This window comes from Vibrio nigripulchritudo, from assembly GCF_027924785.1.
Classification (GTDB): Bacteria; Pseudomonadota; Gammaproteobacteria; order Enterobacterales; family Vibrionaceae; genus Vibrio; species Vibrio nigripulchritudo.
The window spans coordinates 238,826-255,052 of sequence record NZ_AP027050.1; the positions used below are offsets into that span (position 1 = coordinate 238,826).

Below are 16,227 nucleotides of genomic sequence, written 5' to 3' on the forward strand. Positions count from 1 at the left end.
AGGTTATTCATCTACACGAATACCAAAAACCGCAACTGGTGCTCCCTGAGAGTTTCTGAGTGAAAGCCCCAGCTTCTCTAACGGCTTTTCAGGGTTGAGCTCAATCCGGATTACACCCATTCGGTTGTCGTGGATCTGCCGATAAAGCTGACCATTTACAAAGCACCGAATCTGGTGAGCCAGAAGAGGCATAACTCGATCGTGATGGCGGTATTGCACACTCTCCAGCGGGTGGTCGTAATCGCAGTCCAGGTACAGCGTCAGAGTTTTCGCTGTTACAGGCTTGTCCCATTCCAGCGTAATATTCGGATATGGGTCGCTCGGCTTTGCCATCCAGACGTTGGGCAATGCTGTCGGTCTCAACGCCCCTTTGGTTAAAGACTGTTTTGAAAACGAGTGCAGAGAAGTTGCGGACTGAAAGGCTATGTTTTGACCCTTTGGTCGTCGCTCCGGAACCCAAAACTCAAAACTGTCGACACCTAACCCTTCAGGTGCGTCTTGTTTTGCTTTGGTACTGACTTTTTCCAACCCACCTTGCTTAACGGTAAGAATCCCGGCGGCGAAATCCTGACTTAGCCCTATGGACACTAATGGGTTTTTCTTGAAGCAGACGAATTGATACTGGCTGGCAAACTCACCCTGCAGAGGAATGCTTATCAGCTGTTCACCAGAAGTCAGCGTGTGTTTGTGCTCAGCAACCACTCTTTCAGGGGTGTGATTGCTTGGCTTCTCGGCTACCCGAATCTCAATGGTCAGTTCGGTGGGTTCACTGGCAATGCAGGGCACAGTAATAAGGTGATCCCCAGAATTGGTAACAGGCAAAAGCTGACCGTAACTCTCATTGAGTGGCTTCCATCCACCGGAGTGTTCAAAGCCCGTCAGTCGGTATTCGGAACTGACAGTAATCTTCGCTTCAGAGACCAGATTATCGTGACTTAATGCATCGAAGTCCGGCACATAATGCCCGTCTGCTGAGAGCTGATTTTTCAGAGTATGCATCAGCTCAGAATCAGGCAGTTCATGTGGTAGGGCATTGTGTTTTTTACACACGGCTGCCGCTGTGCCGATTGCCTGCCCAACCGCCGATGAAGTGGCCATTACTCTTGTACTGCCAAACGCTACGTGCGAAGCAGAAAGTAACCGACCATTGAGGAACAAGTTACGAATGTTTTGGCTATACATACAGCGGAATGGGATGCCGTAGATGCCCTTTGCGTGGTATTGGTTGCAACCTTGCTCCTGACCGTAAATGCCGTCAGCAGGGTGAAGATCAATCGACCAGCCACCATGAGATACTGAGTCTGAATGCGGAATTTGCTGAACGATGTCTTTTTGCGTCAGCATGTAGGCACCTTCGCCGCGTCGGCTTTCCCGTTTTCCGGGTATGGTTCCGACCCATTCCAGCGCAAGGTTTCTGGCTTCAGGAAACTCACCAGAATTTTTAATGTAGTTCCAGACGCCGTAGACGATCTTCTGAAGCTCAATTTTGATCTCTTCGGACTGATGAATGGTATCCAGCCTTCCACCCCACTCAATCCACCAAAGCGAGCAGCCATGCTCTGATGTTTTAAAGCTGCGATAACGGGGGATTAAAGCGGGAACGTCTTTAAGAGCAAGTTCCGGTGCCACATAGTCGACAGGGTGACCAACGTCTTTGGAGTAGAAATACAACGAATGACCCAGCAGCTTGCCATAGTCTTCGCCGGGAGCCATGGGCTCATCAAACTCCTCAGCCTGTTCTGCGCCCATTCGATACGCAGCACCAGACAAGTGGACCAAAATTCCGTCACCGCTTGAATCGGCAAACAGTGAACCTGTAACGTGATACATGGTGCTGTTTTGAGAGTTAAATCCGTGCACTTTACGGATCTGGTTGTCAGCACTTTCGCAGTGAAACACCACTGTATTCACCAAAAGCGTCAGGTTATCTTCTCTGTCTGCCCAGTCTTGCAGAATAGAGTCGAAGATCACCGGGTTGCCCCCCGGATTTCGGAACTGATTTTCAAGCAGAAGCTCGTTAATGATCCCACCTTCGCGAGCCCAACGATTGTTGTTTCCACCATGAGATGTCGCTCCTAACACCCAGAGACGAACTTCACTTGAGGCATTTCCGCCCAATACCGGCCTGTCCTGAATCAGAACAACCTTAAGCCCGTTTCTGGCAGCAGCGATAGCAGCACAAAGGCCAGACAGTCCTCCTCCGACAACAACTAAATCCGAATCGAGATTCTCTATTTTTAAGCTTCTTGGCTCTGAAGCAGACTCTTTAATCATATTTAATTTCTATAATAGTAATATCTATAATAGAAATGATCATAAATTAACCACTCATCAAATGATGTGACTCAAGTAACAAAAATGTTAATAGCGGTGTTAGGACGGAAAAGTGAGAGTTCTGAATGGATCTAAGTTTTTGAAAAATAAAAATGCCTGACGGAGTCAGGCATTGGATTCAGGTATTTGAATTAGAATTTAAACTTCTTATTTAGCGAGGGATCTCTTTATCCATGAACCATTGAGGAGGAATCCAGGTTCCATCGATATGCTTGTTACTCCAGCGAGAAATGGCTTGAAGGATCGGCAATATTTCCATGCCTTTGTCTGTAAGCAAATATTGGTAGCGTTTTGGACGTTCCTGATAAAGCTCTTTGGTGATAAGCCCTTCTGACTCCAGTTTTTTTAGTCTCTCTGCCAGTCGGTTTGTCGGGATATGTTCTGGTGAATCAGCCAGTTCACCATAAGTCTTTTTACCGCAGTGCAAGTCCCTCAGAACCACAAGTGTCCACTTGTCACCGAAGATATCTAACCCGTTAACAATCGGGCATCCAGAACGCAAAAATGCAGGTTCGCTACTCGAACTAGTGTTACTCAAGAGGTGCCTCCATGCATAAATTATGTGTTCTTCGGAGTATAAAAAAGTTACTTGCAAAATTGAAGTGACTTATTTAATGTTAAAGATACTTCAATTTCGTAAGTAACTGAGTCAACCGTTCACATGAACAAACAAGGAGAGGTGTCATGAGCAAATTAGCAGGGCGGTGTCTATGTGGACATGTTCGCTATGAATGCAATTCAGAAGCAATTATGGGCGGTCATTGTCAATGCAAGGACTGTCAGAAAATTAGTGGCTCTGGCCACATGTCTAACATCGCAGTACCAAGAGGAAGTATTACGTTTTACGGGGAAATGGCTTTTCACGAGAAAGAAGCAGATAGTGGAAACATGATCCGTAGAGGGTTTTGTCCAAAGTGTGGGAGTCACATTTATGCGGAAAACTCTGGTATGCAGGAGATGGAATTTATTCGAGCGGGCAGTTTAGACGACCTTGAACAATTCCAGCCAAGCATGGTGGTTTATTCCGACAGCGGCGCTTCCTGGGATCACATGCCAGATGAGCTGCCCAAATTTGGAGGTATGCCAAAAATGTAAAAACCGGGCATCTGAAATGCCCGGTATAGTCTACTGGCTATTAGTTACAGGTCTTAATGAACGACCAGATTCCCCAGTAATCGTAGTATGGGTTGTAGCCCCACTGGTTGTAGTTAGACTCGAACAGGAAGCCATTCACTACAGCGCGATCGCCTACATAGTAGAACTTGTACGGATCCCATTGACCTACACCAGCACACTCATCCGCTGGCGGCGGTGGTGGTGGTGGTGTTGTACCACCGCCATCAGGTGTGATTCCTGATTTCTGGGTGATCCAGGAAACGTAATCCGTCACGTCGGTAAAGGCGGTTGCTGATGTACAGTTTTCCAGCCCCCAGCTCACTGCGCCGAAAACGTAGTAGTCGCTGCCAGAACGGGCAACCCAAGGACCGCCACTGTCGCCGTTACATGAGGTAGACGAACGGTCGTAACCACATATGTAAGCGCCAGATACGGAAATGCCGTTCATCAGGCTGGTACATTCAGAATTGGTCACCACTTCCAGGTTCGTCGCCTTCAGTACCGGGCTTCCGGCGTTGGAATTGCGGCTGGTTCTGCCCCAACCAGATACTTTCAGGCTCTGACCCGGAGCAGCCAGGCTGGCTTTGATTTGAGGAGTTGGTAGTTTCGCTGGTGTATAAGCGGAACTTACGTTGCTGGACAATCGAAGCAACGCAATATCGTTTCCGTTTGCCAGGCTACCTGTCCAGTTTTCGTGGACATAAATTCTCGAAACCTGATGTGTTTCCCCTTGCGACGTTCTCAGGTCTGATGCACCAATTCGAATCTGTACCGAGCCGGCGGATGATCGTTCCACACAGTGTGCCGCGGTCAGTACCCACTGAGGTGAAATCAGAGTACCGCCACAAAATTGCCGCCCCGATGAGACTAACGCAACTTGGTACGGCACGGTGGAATGGTTGACGGTTGACCCGCCAATTATTCTCGGTTCCACACTTGGTTCTGCAGCCTGGACTTGTGCCATGCCTAAGGCTGTAACGAACAGCGCGGTAAGCAGGCTGTTTTTTCCTTTCATTTTATTATTTCCTTTCTACATAGACTTGTTACTCAGAAAGTCGTACCTGACTTTCTAAACGAAGCCTGCAGAGACAGCTTAACTAACTGCAAGCGATACACTGACCGACGCCTTCCCTTGCACTGGCGTCAGTCTGGTGTGCTTTTTTCTTGGTGCTATTAAAAATGCAAAGTGACTATTATATTTATTCTTACTATATGAAATGAGTTTCCCTTATTTTTTGGTTAGCTTTAAAGTAAACAATTAAGTTTGATTTAATTTAATAAATACTAATTGAAAGCCAGATATTAATTATCGACTTTTAAATTTGGTGGTTATTTAAATAGGGGAGTGGCGTTTAAATTAAAAATTCTATTTAGTTAATTGTGAGTATTGTCACTAACGGTATTTTTGTATGGAATTGAAGTCACAGTGCAAAGTTGAATTTCAATTTGATGGTGGTTTCTTAATGTGATTTTACTTCTATTTTTAAATTGTGGTCGATAACTTAATGTTTATATAAAGCGTTGTTTTTAAAGGTTTGTATGAGCATTTGGTAGAGAGTTTTGAAATTATTCTCACTGAATTCTACGTTTAGTGCACAGGCATGTTATATGACCTTTTATTTGAGTGATTGATAATTTATTAGTTTCTAATGTTTCTCAATTGATATTATTTCCCATTTAATATTTGAAATTGATCTCATAACTATTTTATAAAATGATTCTTTTTTGATACATGGATAAATGTTGACTTTATTCTGAAGGTTTATCTATTTTATTTTTTAGAAAAATTTCATTTCAACGCATTATTAATACAGAATATTAAAGCTACCAATTAACCATTTTTATACTGTGTGTTTAATAAGCCAAATAATAAATTTATTTAAGGGGTGTTTTTTGAAAGAGAAAGTATATACCCAAGTGACCTCAAGATGCAGGATTCAGAGCCTCATATTCTGTTTCAGTTCAAGCCTCTCTATACCAAAATCAGGAACGCAGCGGAATGACTGGTCCTTTCCAAATTCTTTGACGATGAAATGGGACAGAATATGGGCTCCCAAGGGCGAGTTTAATTGACTTTCATACTGCGTTACCGATTTTTGATTTAGAGCCACTAGATCTTCAAATCAGTGCCTTGTCTGAAAGCCAGTTCCCTATTCTTAAATAGAGAAGTCGCTGAACCGAGTATCTTGAGGTCACTTGGGTATGAAGCCAGCATGTCGCTGGCTTGGTTAACTAAACTATTCTATTCATTCTGCTCCTGCATTTAGCCGACCAAGAACATCCAGCCCTTGTTGATGCCAGAAATGCAGCAGGTCGATGAAAATCCAGTTTTCAGCCAGTTTGTCGCCATCACGTCGGTAGATATCGATCACCCGCATATCGACAGGCTTATTGAAGGCGGGCATGCCCATAAAGCCGCCTTTTGGCGTTAGCGTTAGGTTCGGCCATCCAAAGAAACCACCGAACTCCCCTTCGGCTAAACGGCAAATATGCCCGTTGAAGATTCGGTCATCAAACGCCTCACGAAAAGGACCGGAGTGCTGTTTGGCGTAGCGTTCGATGGTGTAGCTGGCACCGATTCCGGCTGGTCCCCACCATATCATGTCGTCGTGCCACGTCAGTGCCAGTTCTTCTTCCAGAGACAGCGCATTTTTCCAGTTACCAATATCACTGATCATGCTGTTAATGAGTGCCAGCGTTTTATCACTTTCCTCCGATGGCTGAGCATCAGTCATCACGCCGTTATGGGTCATAGGACCGGGTTGCACCATAAATGCCCCCGTTTGAGGTGGAAACGGGTTTACTCCAGCTTGAACCATCAGATGAGGAATGTCGAAGAACATCGCGGTTTGCTGAATTTTGCCATTCGAGACTTCATGAAACTCGCAGTAGCGCAAAAATGCCATCTTATGAGTCGCTGGAATACCGAGCCAGTTTTGATCCAAAAGCCCCATTAAGTGCCCCATGGACACCACCCAAACAGAGGGGTCATCGGACAAACTGTTTTGTGCCGCCATCAGCACGTCTTGTCGGCGCTGAATGCGTTTCAGGGATTGTTTCAATGGCTGCCAGAACGATGTACTCAATTCATTCAGCGAGGTGATTTCATTAAATGGATGACACCCTCGCCATTGGTAATGTTCTGAGGTGTGGCGCGCCAGCACTTCCTCCACATTTTCTGGGCTGGCGTTGTCTAGCTCTTTGAAAAATGCCAATACAACCTGCTTGGCATTTTGAGTGTCTGATGACATGAATTTTCCTTATATAACCTGAATCTTGAGGTCACTTGGGTATAGAACGTTAGCCTTTCACTGCGCCAGCGGTCAGTCCTGATACAATCTGACGCTGGAAGAAAAGCACTAAGAAGAACAGAGGCACCATGGCAGACACTACTGCGGCAACCGCAAACATCACATTGCCTTCTACTTGGGTTGTGCCAAGGAAGCTGGCGATCTTCGGAATCATGGTCTGATTATCCTGGCTGAGCAGCATACCAGTGACGGCAAAATCGTTGTAAGCCAGCAAGAAACTGAACAGCCCGGTTGTGACCACCCCCGGCCACATCACCGGAATGATCACGTGACGAAATGCTTGAAAGCGAGTGCACCCATCCACCATGGCACTCTCGTCCATGTCTTTCGGGATATTCAAAAAGAACGAATGCAACATCCACAAGGTGAAGGGCTGATTGATGGCTACCAGCACTATGATGGTTGTAGGCAAATGCCCCCATAAATTCCATTCGAAGAAGGGCAGCAGGTAACCAGACACCAAGGAGATATGTGGCATCGCGCGAAACACCAGCGCAATCATCAAAATCCATAATGAATAGCGAAAACCGGAGCGCGCCAGCGCGTAGCCGCCCAGTGTGCCAATGGTCAGAGAAATCACCACCGCACAAACCACCACAACCATGGTGTTGATAGAAGCGACCCAAAAGCCTTGTTCTACCCATGCGCCGTAATAACCTTTAAAGGTGAACTCACTGCCTGTTTCGACTAGAGTTTTTACCCCATAGATGGCGTTCATCCAGTCAGATTTCGAAAAGAAATCGCCCTGAACTTTAAAGGAGCCCCAGGTGGTCCAGAGGAAAGGTCCCGCGGCAACAATCAACCATCCGATCACAAATAAAATCGAGGCGGTTTTCAGCCATGGGGACTTTTTATCTATAGCTTGTTCCATGTGCATTTCTCCTAAGCGGGTTTCTTATTAAATCCACGCCAGGTGCGGATCAGTACAGGGGTAAGCAGAATGGCGATACCCACAATGGTTAACATGGAAGTCGCGGCGGCAGAGCCAAAGAGCTGTGCATCGCCTTCTTTCAGATCGTGATAAATGATCCAGCTTAGTGAGGTGGCGTTGGCTTCGGCGGCAAACCCAACAATTGGTTCGAATACACGGAAGTTATCCATCAACTGCATCAGGGCAACGAATGTGACTAGCGGTGCCATATGAGGAATCACAATATAACGAATGCGTTCCCAGCGAGATGCCCCGTCGATCATCGCCGCTTCAACCGTATCCGTTGGTACGGTTTGCAAACCGGCATAGAACACGATGAAAGAGAAAGGAATCGAGTGCCAGACGCCATACACAAACAAGGTTATCCAAGTGAGCGTTGGTGACGCTTTCAAGGATAAATCGGGATCATCAAATAAAATTTGCAGGGAAGCGCCAATCACACCGTCGGCATCGATCATCCAGAACAGAATCAACGAACCGATAAGTGGCGTAACAATCATGGGCAGAAGCGAGAAGAAGATCGTCGGACCTTTAAAAAGCTTGGGCAACGCATTCACACCAAGGGCGACCAGCATCCCCAAAACAATCACTAGCGGCGTAACAATAAAGGTATAACTGAGGGTAAAAATCAGCGCCTTGTAAAACGGCATATTCAGCAGCTTCGAGGTGAAGTCAGACAGAGACTCTGAGCTGTCCCACGCTTCGCCCACTTCGGAAAACGCCAGATGATTGCGGTTGGTGTAGGTGCCGAAACCGTTGAAGCGTCCTAACGGCTGCTCCTCACGCAATTTGTTGGTGGCCTCTAAATCGATGGCAGTGGTTTTGGTGCAGCCAAAAGGACCACACTGTTCGGTTTCTATCACCACTTGCTCATGCTCGACATAAAGCGACTGCACAAAAATGGAGACGATGGGAAAAGCGATCAACAGAATCATGATCGTCAGAGACGGCCACATAAACTGCAAAAAAGTGCGATGGGGCATACGTATAACCTCAATGCCAGACACCACTCCCTCTGACTTTTCTCAAGCGAGAGGGAGTGGGAGAAGTGAATTACAAGAAGCCCTGTTCTTTCGCAGACGCGGTATAAGCGGCTTCGGCATCTTTCAATGCCTGTTCTGCGGACTCTTTGCCTTGCAGGAAGTCGGACAGTTCAGAACCAAGTGCGGAGTGAAGAGACCCCATATAAGGCAGCATTGGGTATGGGCGCGCTTTGTTTTGCACAGAGTCGATCACCCCTTTAGCCGCATCGTTAGGCTGATAGCCTTCAATAAGCCAAACCGCTTTTTCGCTGTTGGCTTTCATCATTTCCGTTGAAGTTGCTTTAACCATCACTTTGAATGTCGCTTCTGCATCTGCGTCTGAAAGATTCTTAGAGACCGTCCAGCCATCCCACCATAATGTGGTGGCAGGTAAACCGCCTTTTTCCAGCGATGGGGTACTGACTAAACGAGTAGAAGCCACAATGTCTGGCTCAGAGCCTTCATCGTCTAAGATGGCACTGCCGCGTGATCCCCACATCACGGCAAACGCCACCTTTCCGTCTTCCCATAACGACTGTGTCACGTTGGAATCAAACGTCAGATAGTCTGGGTTAGACAGTTCCGTCAGGGCTTTGAGCGTATTCAGTGCTTTCACCCCCATCGGGTTGTTGATATTGGGCTGTGCGCTGTTGCCTTTAAAGAATTCACCGCCCGTTGCGCTGTACATATTGATGAACTCCTCACCGAGGTTCCAGCCAGTTTTGGTGTTCAGGGCAATAGGGTTAGACATGATGCCTTTGTCGCGAATGACTTTCGCCGCAGCAATCAGCTCTTCATAGGTTGTCGGAGGCTCTACGCCAGCCAGTTTAAGGATGTCTTCGCGGTAGAAGAGATGCTGACTGTTCGCCATGAATGCCACAGCCATGACTTTGCCATCCACACGAATCAACTGAGAAGGTTGTAGGCTGGCACCGTATTTAGCCACTAAATCATCCAATGGACGAACCAAGCCTTCGTTGAGCAACGGAACAATCGAGCTGGTGGAAACGATAGCGCTTGAATACTTCGCGGGGTTGGCTTTGAGTGCCGCTACCTGAAGATTGCGGTGGTCTTTCGTCTGGTTTTTGGTCACCGTGACTTTATCGCTGGCGCACGTTTCTGCCATGTTGGCCACGGCGTGCAATGCAGGGAAGTCGTTGGAAAGAATGCTTACTTTACCCGACTCTACTCCACAACTCGCGTACACATTGCTTGCGCTGGCGATGGCGACGGTGGCAGCAGCACGCAACGCCCATTGAGTTACATTTGCCATGTTTTCTACTCCTTTAGCTGGCAGCATCAAGTGGGCAATACCACGACAGGCGGCTGATTTCGCCGTTAAACGACTTGGATAACTCAGCAGCGCTTCCTTGCCCTTTTCCTAAAAAATGGGAACGTATGCAAAAATCCTATGCTTTAAAGTTACGTTTGATCAAGATTTGTATTTTATTTGTGAATAAATTGTATTTATTGATTTAACTATATGAATATAAATAATTTATTTTTATTTCTAAGTGTTTTGAGTATCGCTGTAACTCTTTGAATTATTGAAAATATCCGGTTTTTCACACTTTTTGATTGAATTGTTATTAGTGTGATCATCTTCTAATTTGCTTAAATTGTGACCTTGTTGATTAAAAAGTCGTCTGATAATTTTGAATACGTACCCAAAATTTGAAAAAGGACATTTCATGGCGGAAATACAACTACGACACGTCAATAAGCGTTGGGGCGGATTTATCGGGGTCAACGACTTTGATTTGACGATCTCCGATCAGGAGTTCCTGGTTTTGCTTGGTCCCTCCGGTTGTGGAAAAACCACCACCATGAGAATCATCGCAGGGCTTGAAAGCGTTTCTGATGGCGAAATTCTGATTGACGGAAAAGTGGTGAACGAGCTTGAACCAAAGGATCGAGACGTCGCCATGGTGTTCCAGAGCTATGCGTTGTATCCGAATATGACGGTGTATGAAAACATCCGGTTTCCGCTCAAGGTACGTAAGATCGACCCAGAAACCCACGATGAAAAAGTCATGAAAGCCGCAGAGATGGTCGAGCTGAATGAGTTCTTGCATCGCAAACCTTCAGAGTTGTCAGGCGGTCAGCGTCAGCGTGTGGCTTTAGCACGGGCGATTGTGCGTGAGCCGAATGTCTTTTTAATGGATGAACCCTTATCTAACCTCGACGCAAAATTGCGTGTCTCAACCCGAGCGCAAATCAAGAACCTGACACACGAGCTCAAAGTCACCACGATTTACGTGACACACGATCAAATCGAAGCCATGACTCTGGCCGATCGTGTTGTCGTCATGAACAAAGGGGTGGTTCAGCAAGTGGGTTCCCCAACCGAGATTTACAACAACCCTGCCAATACCTTTGTGGCGAGCTTTATTGGCTCCCCGGCAATGAACTTAGTGGAAGGTACGATTACCGACGGCACATTCGAAGCTGAGGGGATCACCATTTCTGGTCTGGATGCTTCGTTGTCTGGCAAGGTCACATTAGGTTTCAGAGCGGAGGACGCCAGTTTGAGCGGGGAGTCTGCTCAGGTTCAGGCTGATGTGTATTCCATGGAGCTTCTGGGTGACGCCACCATGATCACCGCCAAAGTTGGTCATGCGTTTGTCGCAATCAAGGCGGACAAAGATTTCAGAATCGATATTGGTCAGCCCTTTTCGGCACACATTCCCATTGCTTCATGTCACCTGTTTGATGCACAGACCGGAGCGCGAATTTCCCCTGTTTTGGCGGAGGCATCATGAAAGGTTCAAGACCTCAGCAAGCTGAATTATCCCGCGATACCGATATGAGCAAAACCGACGAAACCCGAGCGGTGATCGAAGGCATGGTTGACGGGTTAAACGATCACCGAATTGACGACATAGGTCAGTTTTTCTCTCAGCAGTTTCGTTGGTTAGGCAATCAAGGATGTGGAAGAAAAAACGGGCTGCAAGAGTTTCAGGAAAACTGGCAGCGACCTTTTCAAGCGGCATTTTCCGACAAATCGTGTGTCGATGAAGCGCGTTTGTATATGGGGGAATGGGCAGCAGCATTTGGTCGACAGGAAGCCACCCACAGCGGCGAGTTTATGGGCGTTGCCCCTACAGGGAAAAAAGTGGAAATCCGCTATATGGATTTCTGGAAAGTGCAGGACGGAAAAATTGTCGACAACTGGGTCATGGTGGACTTTCCCCATGTACTCGCACAGTTAGGAGTGGACGTCTTCAACGGTGAAGGCTGGGAAGCCTATGACCGGGGCGAACGAACCCCACCAAGACCACAGCGATAGAAGCAATCAAACAGGATGAATGGAAATCATGACAATTGAATATTTAAAAAGCAGCAAACCAGAGCAGGACAAAGCGTCAGATAACGCCAAGGTTGCCTCTGTGGTCGCCGATACACTGGTGTACATTGAGAGCGAAGGCGACAAAGCGGTACGTGAACTGTCGGAAAAATTCGATAGCTATTCCCCAGACTCATTCCGACTCTCTGAAGAACAGATCCAAGCTCTGATTGCCAAAGTGCCTGAGCGGGATTTGGCGGATATTCAATTTGCACACGATCAAGTGGTCAACTTTGCCAAAGAACAACGTGACTCCATGCAAGACATCGAAGTGGAGACGTTGCCCGGAGTGGTTCTGGGCCACAAGCACATTCCGGTGCAGAGCGTTGGCTGCTATGTCCCGGGTGGCAAATTCCCGATGGTGGCTTCGGCGCACATGTCGGTAGCCACTGCCAAAGTGGCAGGGGTTCCCCGCATTGTTGCCTGCACTCCTCCTTTTAAAGGGGAGCCGAACCCCGCGGTTGTAGCGGCTATGCACATCGGTGGTGCCGATGAAATTTACGTGATTGGCGGCATTCAGGCTGTGGGCGCCATGGCTATTGGTACCGACACCATCGATCCCGTTCATTTGTTGGTGGGACCCGGCAATGCCTTTGTGGCAGAAGCCAAACGTCAGCTTTTCGGACGAGTGGGCATCGACCTGTTTGCCGGACCAACTGAAACCATGGTGATTGCTGACGACACTGTTGATGCAGAAATGTGTGCCACAGACTTGTTAGGTCAGGCGGAGCACGGTTTTAACTCCCCTGCGGCATTGGTGACCAACAGCCGAAAACTGGCAGAAGACACCATGGCAGAAATTGAACGCATCCTTAAGATTCTGCCGACGGCGGAAACGGCGTCTGCCAGTTGGGAAGATTATGGTGAAATCATCTTCTGCGACAGTTACGAAGAAATGCTGCAAGTCTCGGAAGACAAAGCGTACGAGCACGTGCAGGTAATGACGGATCGCGACGACTGGTTCCTAGAAAACATGACCTGCTACGGCGGTTTGTTCTTGGGAGCAAGAACCAATGTTGCCAATGGCGACAAGGTGATTGGCACCAACCACACTCTGCCAACCCAAAAAGCGGGTCGCTACACTGGCGGGTTGTGGGTAGGTAAGTATTTAAAAACTCACAGCTACCAGAAAGTGACAACCGATGAAGCCGCCACTCAAATAGGTGAATACGGCTCTAGGCTCTGTATTCTGGAAGGGTTTGTTGGTCATGCCGAGCAGTGCAACTTGCGAGTACGTCGCTACGGCAATAAAGACGTGCCCTACGGACAACCAGCGCAATAACGGTTGATGGAGATGGCAATGTCAGAATCCCCGCAATCAACAGAGCAGTTATTCAGCCAGCTAGCGCAATGGCGACAGTCTCTTTATAAGGGAGATATCGCCTCAGCCCGAATGCAGATGGGCTCTGTTTTTGCTTCCGACGCCACGTTTCACATGTGCGCGCCATTTGGGGATTACCATTCGGCTGTAGATTGGTTCGACACTTGTGTCACTTCACTTGCTGATTCGATGCCGGATTTAGAGCGGCGTGACTACATCGTTATATCGGGTAAAGATGCTGACCAAAATGGATGGATAGGATGTGCCGGTTATTACTGTGGCACCTTTATCAGACCTTGGCTGGACATTCCGGCAACAGGGCACTTTGCCCATATGCGGTTCCACGAATTTTACCGAATGGAAGACGATGCCATCGTCGAAGCGCAAATCATCTGGGACATTCCAGAACTCATGATGCAAGCCAATGCCTGGCCGCTGGTGCCGTCATTAGGGCGAGAAGGTTTAGTGCCAGCACCTGCAACCTGCGACGGTATCGAAAGTAAATGGAGCGCTTCTTCGCGGAAATCAGAAACATCGCAGAAATCAGAGTTAAGCCGTCAACACGTTTTGGATATGCTGGAACACTTGCAGCGTTATCCGAGTCAGGGTGGACCTGAAGTGATGGCGATGGATCGATTCTGGCACCAAAACCTGAGCTGGTATGGTCCAGCTGGCATCGGCACCTGTCGGGGCATTGCGGGCTTTCGACACTGGCACCAAATACCATTTCTCAATGCCATGCCTGATCGCGGTCAGCATGAAGAGGAAATCCAAACACACTTTTTTGCCTCTGGTGAATACGTCGCGGTGACAGGCTGGCCCAATATGTGCCAGACACTGACGCACGGAGGCTGGCTAGGCATCGCCCCATCTGGGAAGAAAATCACCCTACGCAGTCTGGACTTCTGGCGACTGGAAGACGGAAAAATTCGGGAAAACTGGGTACTGGTGGACTTAATCGACGTCTATTCACAACTCGGTATTGATGTAATTGCCAGAATGAAAGAATTCAATAAAGCTCGTGTGATTGGCGATATCCAACTACCACAGGGAGTGTGACATGAAAATTCTTCCAACTTCACCCGGATTCGATTTAACAGGTAAGCGAGCTTTGATTTGCGGCGCATCGTCGGGCATTGGATTGGGTTGCGCTGCTGCATTAGCAGAAGCTGGGGCTCACGTTACGCTTGCAGCGCGCAGAGCGGATTTGCTTGAAGACGCTAAGCAGCAGTTTGAACGCCAGCAATGGCTGGTCGATGTCCTGCAAATGGATGTTGCGGATATTGAAAGCACTCAGGCACTGATCGATCAGCAAGACGCGTTTGATGTGTTGGTGAACTCCGCTGGGTTGGCTCGTCATTCCGATGCGTTATCGACTCAGCCTGACGACTACGACGCCGTGATGAATGTGAACGTGAAAGGGGCATATTTCTTATGCCAGGCAGTGGCGAAAAAGCTGATTGATGCCAACCGAGGTGGAAGCCTCATTACCATATCAAGCCAGATGGCGCACGTTGGTGGGTTGGAGCGCGCTGTCTACTGTGCCTCAAAGCACGCGGTGGAAGGCTTTACCAAAGCCATGGCCATCGAGTGGGGTAAGCACCAGGTTCGGGTCAATACCATTTGCCCGACTTTCATCAAAACCGAATTAACAAAAAGCACGTTTGAGAACCCTGAACTCCGAGTTTGGATTGAGAGCAAAATCCACATTGGAAGAGTAGGAGAAGTCGAAGATGTGATGGGCGCGGTGGTGTTCCTTGCCAGTGATGCGTCCGCCATGATCACCGGTACTTCGCTGCGTGTGGACGGAGGTTGGACGGCAGAATAATGGCAAATGAAAAAGTCACTTCAACCGATGTCGCCAAACACGCTGGTGTCAGCCAGTCTGCGGTGAGCCGTGTATTCACGCCCGGCGCATCGGTTTCACAGAAAACCATGGACAAAGTAAAGAAAGCCGCGGATGAGCTTGGGTATCGCCCCAATTCGCTGGCACGTGCCATGGTATCAGGAAAAAGCCGAATCATAGGTTTAATTGTGGCGTATCTGGATAACCAGTTTTACCCCGATGCCTTAGAAAAACTCTCCAATTCTCTGCAAGAACAGGGCTACCACGTTCTGATGTTTATGGCATCCAAGACAGCAGACTCCATCGATTCTGTGGTGGAAGAGATTCTGGATTATCAGGTTGATGGCATTATCGCGGCCTCAGTAGCCATGACTTCAGAGCTCGCCGAGCGGTGCCGTCAGGCCAACGTGCCGATTGTGTTGTTCAACCGTTCTCAGGAAGAAGGGGATTTTTCTGCTGTGACCTCAGACAACTTTGTTGGTGGTCTGAAAGCCGCTCAGTTCCTGATTCGGGGTGGTCATAAGAAATTTGGTTACATTGCGGGTTGGGAAGGCGCGTCTACTCAGCGCGATCGCGAACTGGGCTTCAAAGCCGGTTTATCGCAAGAGGGGTTTGAGCTACATGCCAGAGAAGTCGGGGATTTTTCGATGGAAAAAGCCAAAGAGGCCACCCGAAAGATGTTCCGAAACGATCCGCCTGATGCGCTGTTTATCGCCAATGATCACATGGCACTTGCGGTTATGGACACCTTGCGCTTCGAGCTGAACATCAAGGTGCCAGAGGACGTGTCAGTCGTGGGGTACGACAATGTTCCTGCTGCAAGCTGGCCGAGTTATAACCTGACGACACTGAGCCAGCAAGCGGACGCCATGGTCAGTGAAACCATACGAATTTTGCTTCAACAAATTGATGGTGACAGCGCGTCACCCCAGAAAATTGCCATTGGGTCACCACTCGTGATCCGAGGCTCAGCCAAATTGCCAAAGGACATTAACTAGAT

The 16,227-nt window shown here is 48.1% G+C and carries 14 protein-coding genes; 7 read left to right on the forward strand and 7 right to left on the reverse strand.

The window, feature by feature from the left end; translation table 11 throughout:
- Window positions 1–3 precede the first annotated feature (3 nt).
- Together QMG91_RS19405 and QMG91_RS19410 are read right to left on the reverse strand one after the other, a co-directional pair.
- The gene (locus tag QMG91_RS19405) at window positions 4–2,274 is read right to left on the reverse strand and encodes an FAD-dependent oxidoreductase (RefSeq protein ID WP_281831545.1); all 2,271 of its coding nucleotides are present in this window, start codon (window positions 2,272–2,274) and stop codon (window positions 4–6) included.
- 211 nt (window positions 2,275–2,485) lie between these two features.
- Window positions 2,486–2,872 (reverse strand): winged helix-turn-helix transcriptional regulator, encoded by a 387-nt coding sequence (locus QMG91_RS19410; RefSeq protein ID WP_200768243.1) that lies wholly within the window; start codon window positions 2,870–2,872, stop codon window positions 2,486–2,488.
- A 146-nt stretch (window positions 2,873–3,018) separates the two neighbouring features.
- On the opposite strand from QMG91_RS19410, the gene QMG91_RS19415 reads away from it, so the two are divergent.
- Window positions 3,019–3,429, forward strand: a complete 411-nt coding sequence (locus QMG91_RS19415) for a GFA family protein (protein WP_457853494.1) — start codon at window positions 3,019–3,021, stop codon at window positions 3,427–3,429.
- 40 nt (window positions 3,430–3,469) lie between these two features.
- Here the strand turns inward: QMG91_RS19415 and QMG91_RS19420 are convergent, their stop codons facing one another.
- From QMG91_RS19420 to QMG91_RS19440, 5 genes are all read right to left on the reverse strand, one after another.
- Complete coding sequence (locus QMG91_RS19420; protein WP_004403828.1) at window positions 3,470–4,465, reverse strand: S1 family peptidase; 996 nt, start codon at window positions 4,463–4,465, stop codon at window positions 3,470–3,472.
- A 1,231-nt stretch (window positions 4,466–5,696) separates the two neighbouring features.
- Complete coding sequence (locus QMG91_RS19425) at window positions 5,697–6,701, reverse strand: ester cyclase (RefSeq protein ID WP_281831546.1); 1,005 nt, start codon at window positions 6,699–6,701, stop codon at window positions 5,697–5,699.
- A 49-nt stretch (window positions 6,702–6,750) separates the two neighbouring features.
- Window positions 6,751–7,632: a carbohydrate ABC transporter permease gene (locus QMG91_RS19430; protein WP_004403824.1), complete on the reverse strand. Its 882-nt coding sequence runs from the start codon at window positions 7,630–7,632 to the stop codon at window positions 6,751–6,753.
- An 11-nt stretch (window positions 7,633–7,643) separates the two neighbouring features.
- The gene (locus tag QMG91_RS19435; protein WP_281831547.1) at window positions 7,644–8,675 is read right to left on the reverse strand and encodes a carbohydrate ABC transporter permease; all 1,032 of its coding nucleotides are present in this window, start codon (window positions 8,673–8,675) and stop codon (window positions 7,644–7,646) included.
- A 70-nt stretch (window positions 8,676–8,745) separates the two neighbouring features.
- Entirely contained in the window at window positions 8,746–9,987 is a 1,242-nt protein-coding gene (locus tag QMG91_RS19440) for an ABC transporter substrate-binding protein (protein WP_281831548.1), read from the reverse strand.
- 418 nt (window positions 9,988–10,405) lie between these two features.
- Between QMG91_RS19440 and QMG91_RS19445 the strand changes: the two genes are divergently transcribed.
- From QMG91_RS19445 to QMG91_RS19470, 6 genes are read left to right on the forward strand one after another with little or no spacing between them, the layout of a single operon-like run.
- Complete coding sequence (locus QMG91_RS19445; protein ID WP_004403815.1) at window positions 10,406–11,476, forward strand: ABC transporter ATP-binding protein; 1,071 nt, start codon at window positions 10,406–10,408, stop codon at window positions 11,474–11,476.
- Entirely contained in the window at window positions 11,473–12,003 is a 531-nt protein-coding gene (locus QMG91_RS19450; RefSeq protein WP_004403813.1) for an ester cyclase, read from the forward strand. Before QMG91_RS19445 ends, QMG91_RS19450 begins: the two co-directional genes overlap by 4 nt.
- A 28-nt stretch (window positions 12,004–12,031) precedes the next feature.
- Window positions 12,032–13,342 carry a histidinol dehydrogenase gene (gene hisD, locus QMG91_RS19455; RefSeq protein ID WP_281831549.1) on the forward strand — a complete coding sequence of 437 codons (1,311 nt, stop codon included), beginning with the start codon at window positions 12,032–12,034 and terminating at the stop codon, window positions 13,340–13,342.
- Between the two features lie 18 nt (window positions 13,343–13,360).
- Entirely contained in the window at window positions 13,361–14,440 is a 1,080-nt protein-coding gene (locus QMG91_RS19460) for an ester cyclase (RefSeq protein WP_281870318.1), read from the forward strand.
- A 1-nt stretch (window position 14,441) separates the two neighbouring features.
- Complete coding sequence (locus QMG91_RS19465) at window positions 14,442–15,209, forward strand: SDR family NAD(P)-dependent oxidoreductase (protein WP_281831551.1); 768 nt, start codon at window positions 14,442–14,444, stop codon at window positions 15,207–15,209.
- A complete protein-coding gene (locus QMG91_RS19470) occupies window positions 15,209–16,225 on the forward strand; it encodes a LacI family DNA-binding transcriptional regulator (protein WP_004403802.1) in 1,017 nt (338 codons plus the stop codon). Before QMG91_RS19465 ends, QMG91_RS19470 begins: the two co-directional genes overlap by 1 nt.
- The last annotated feature ends 2 nt before the right edge of the window (window positions 16,226–16,227 follow it).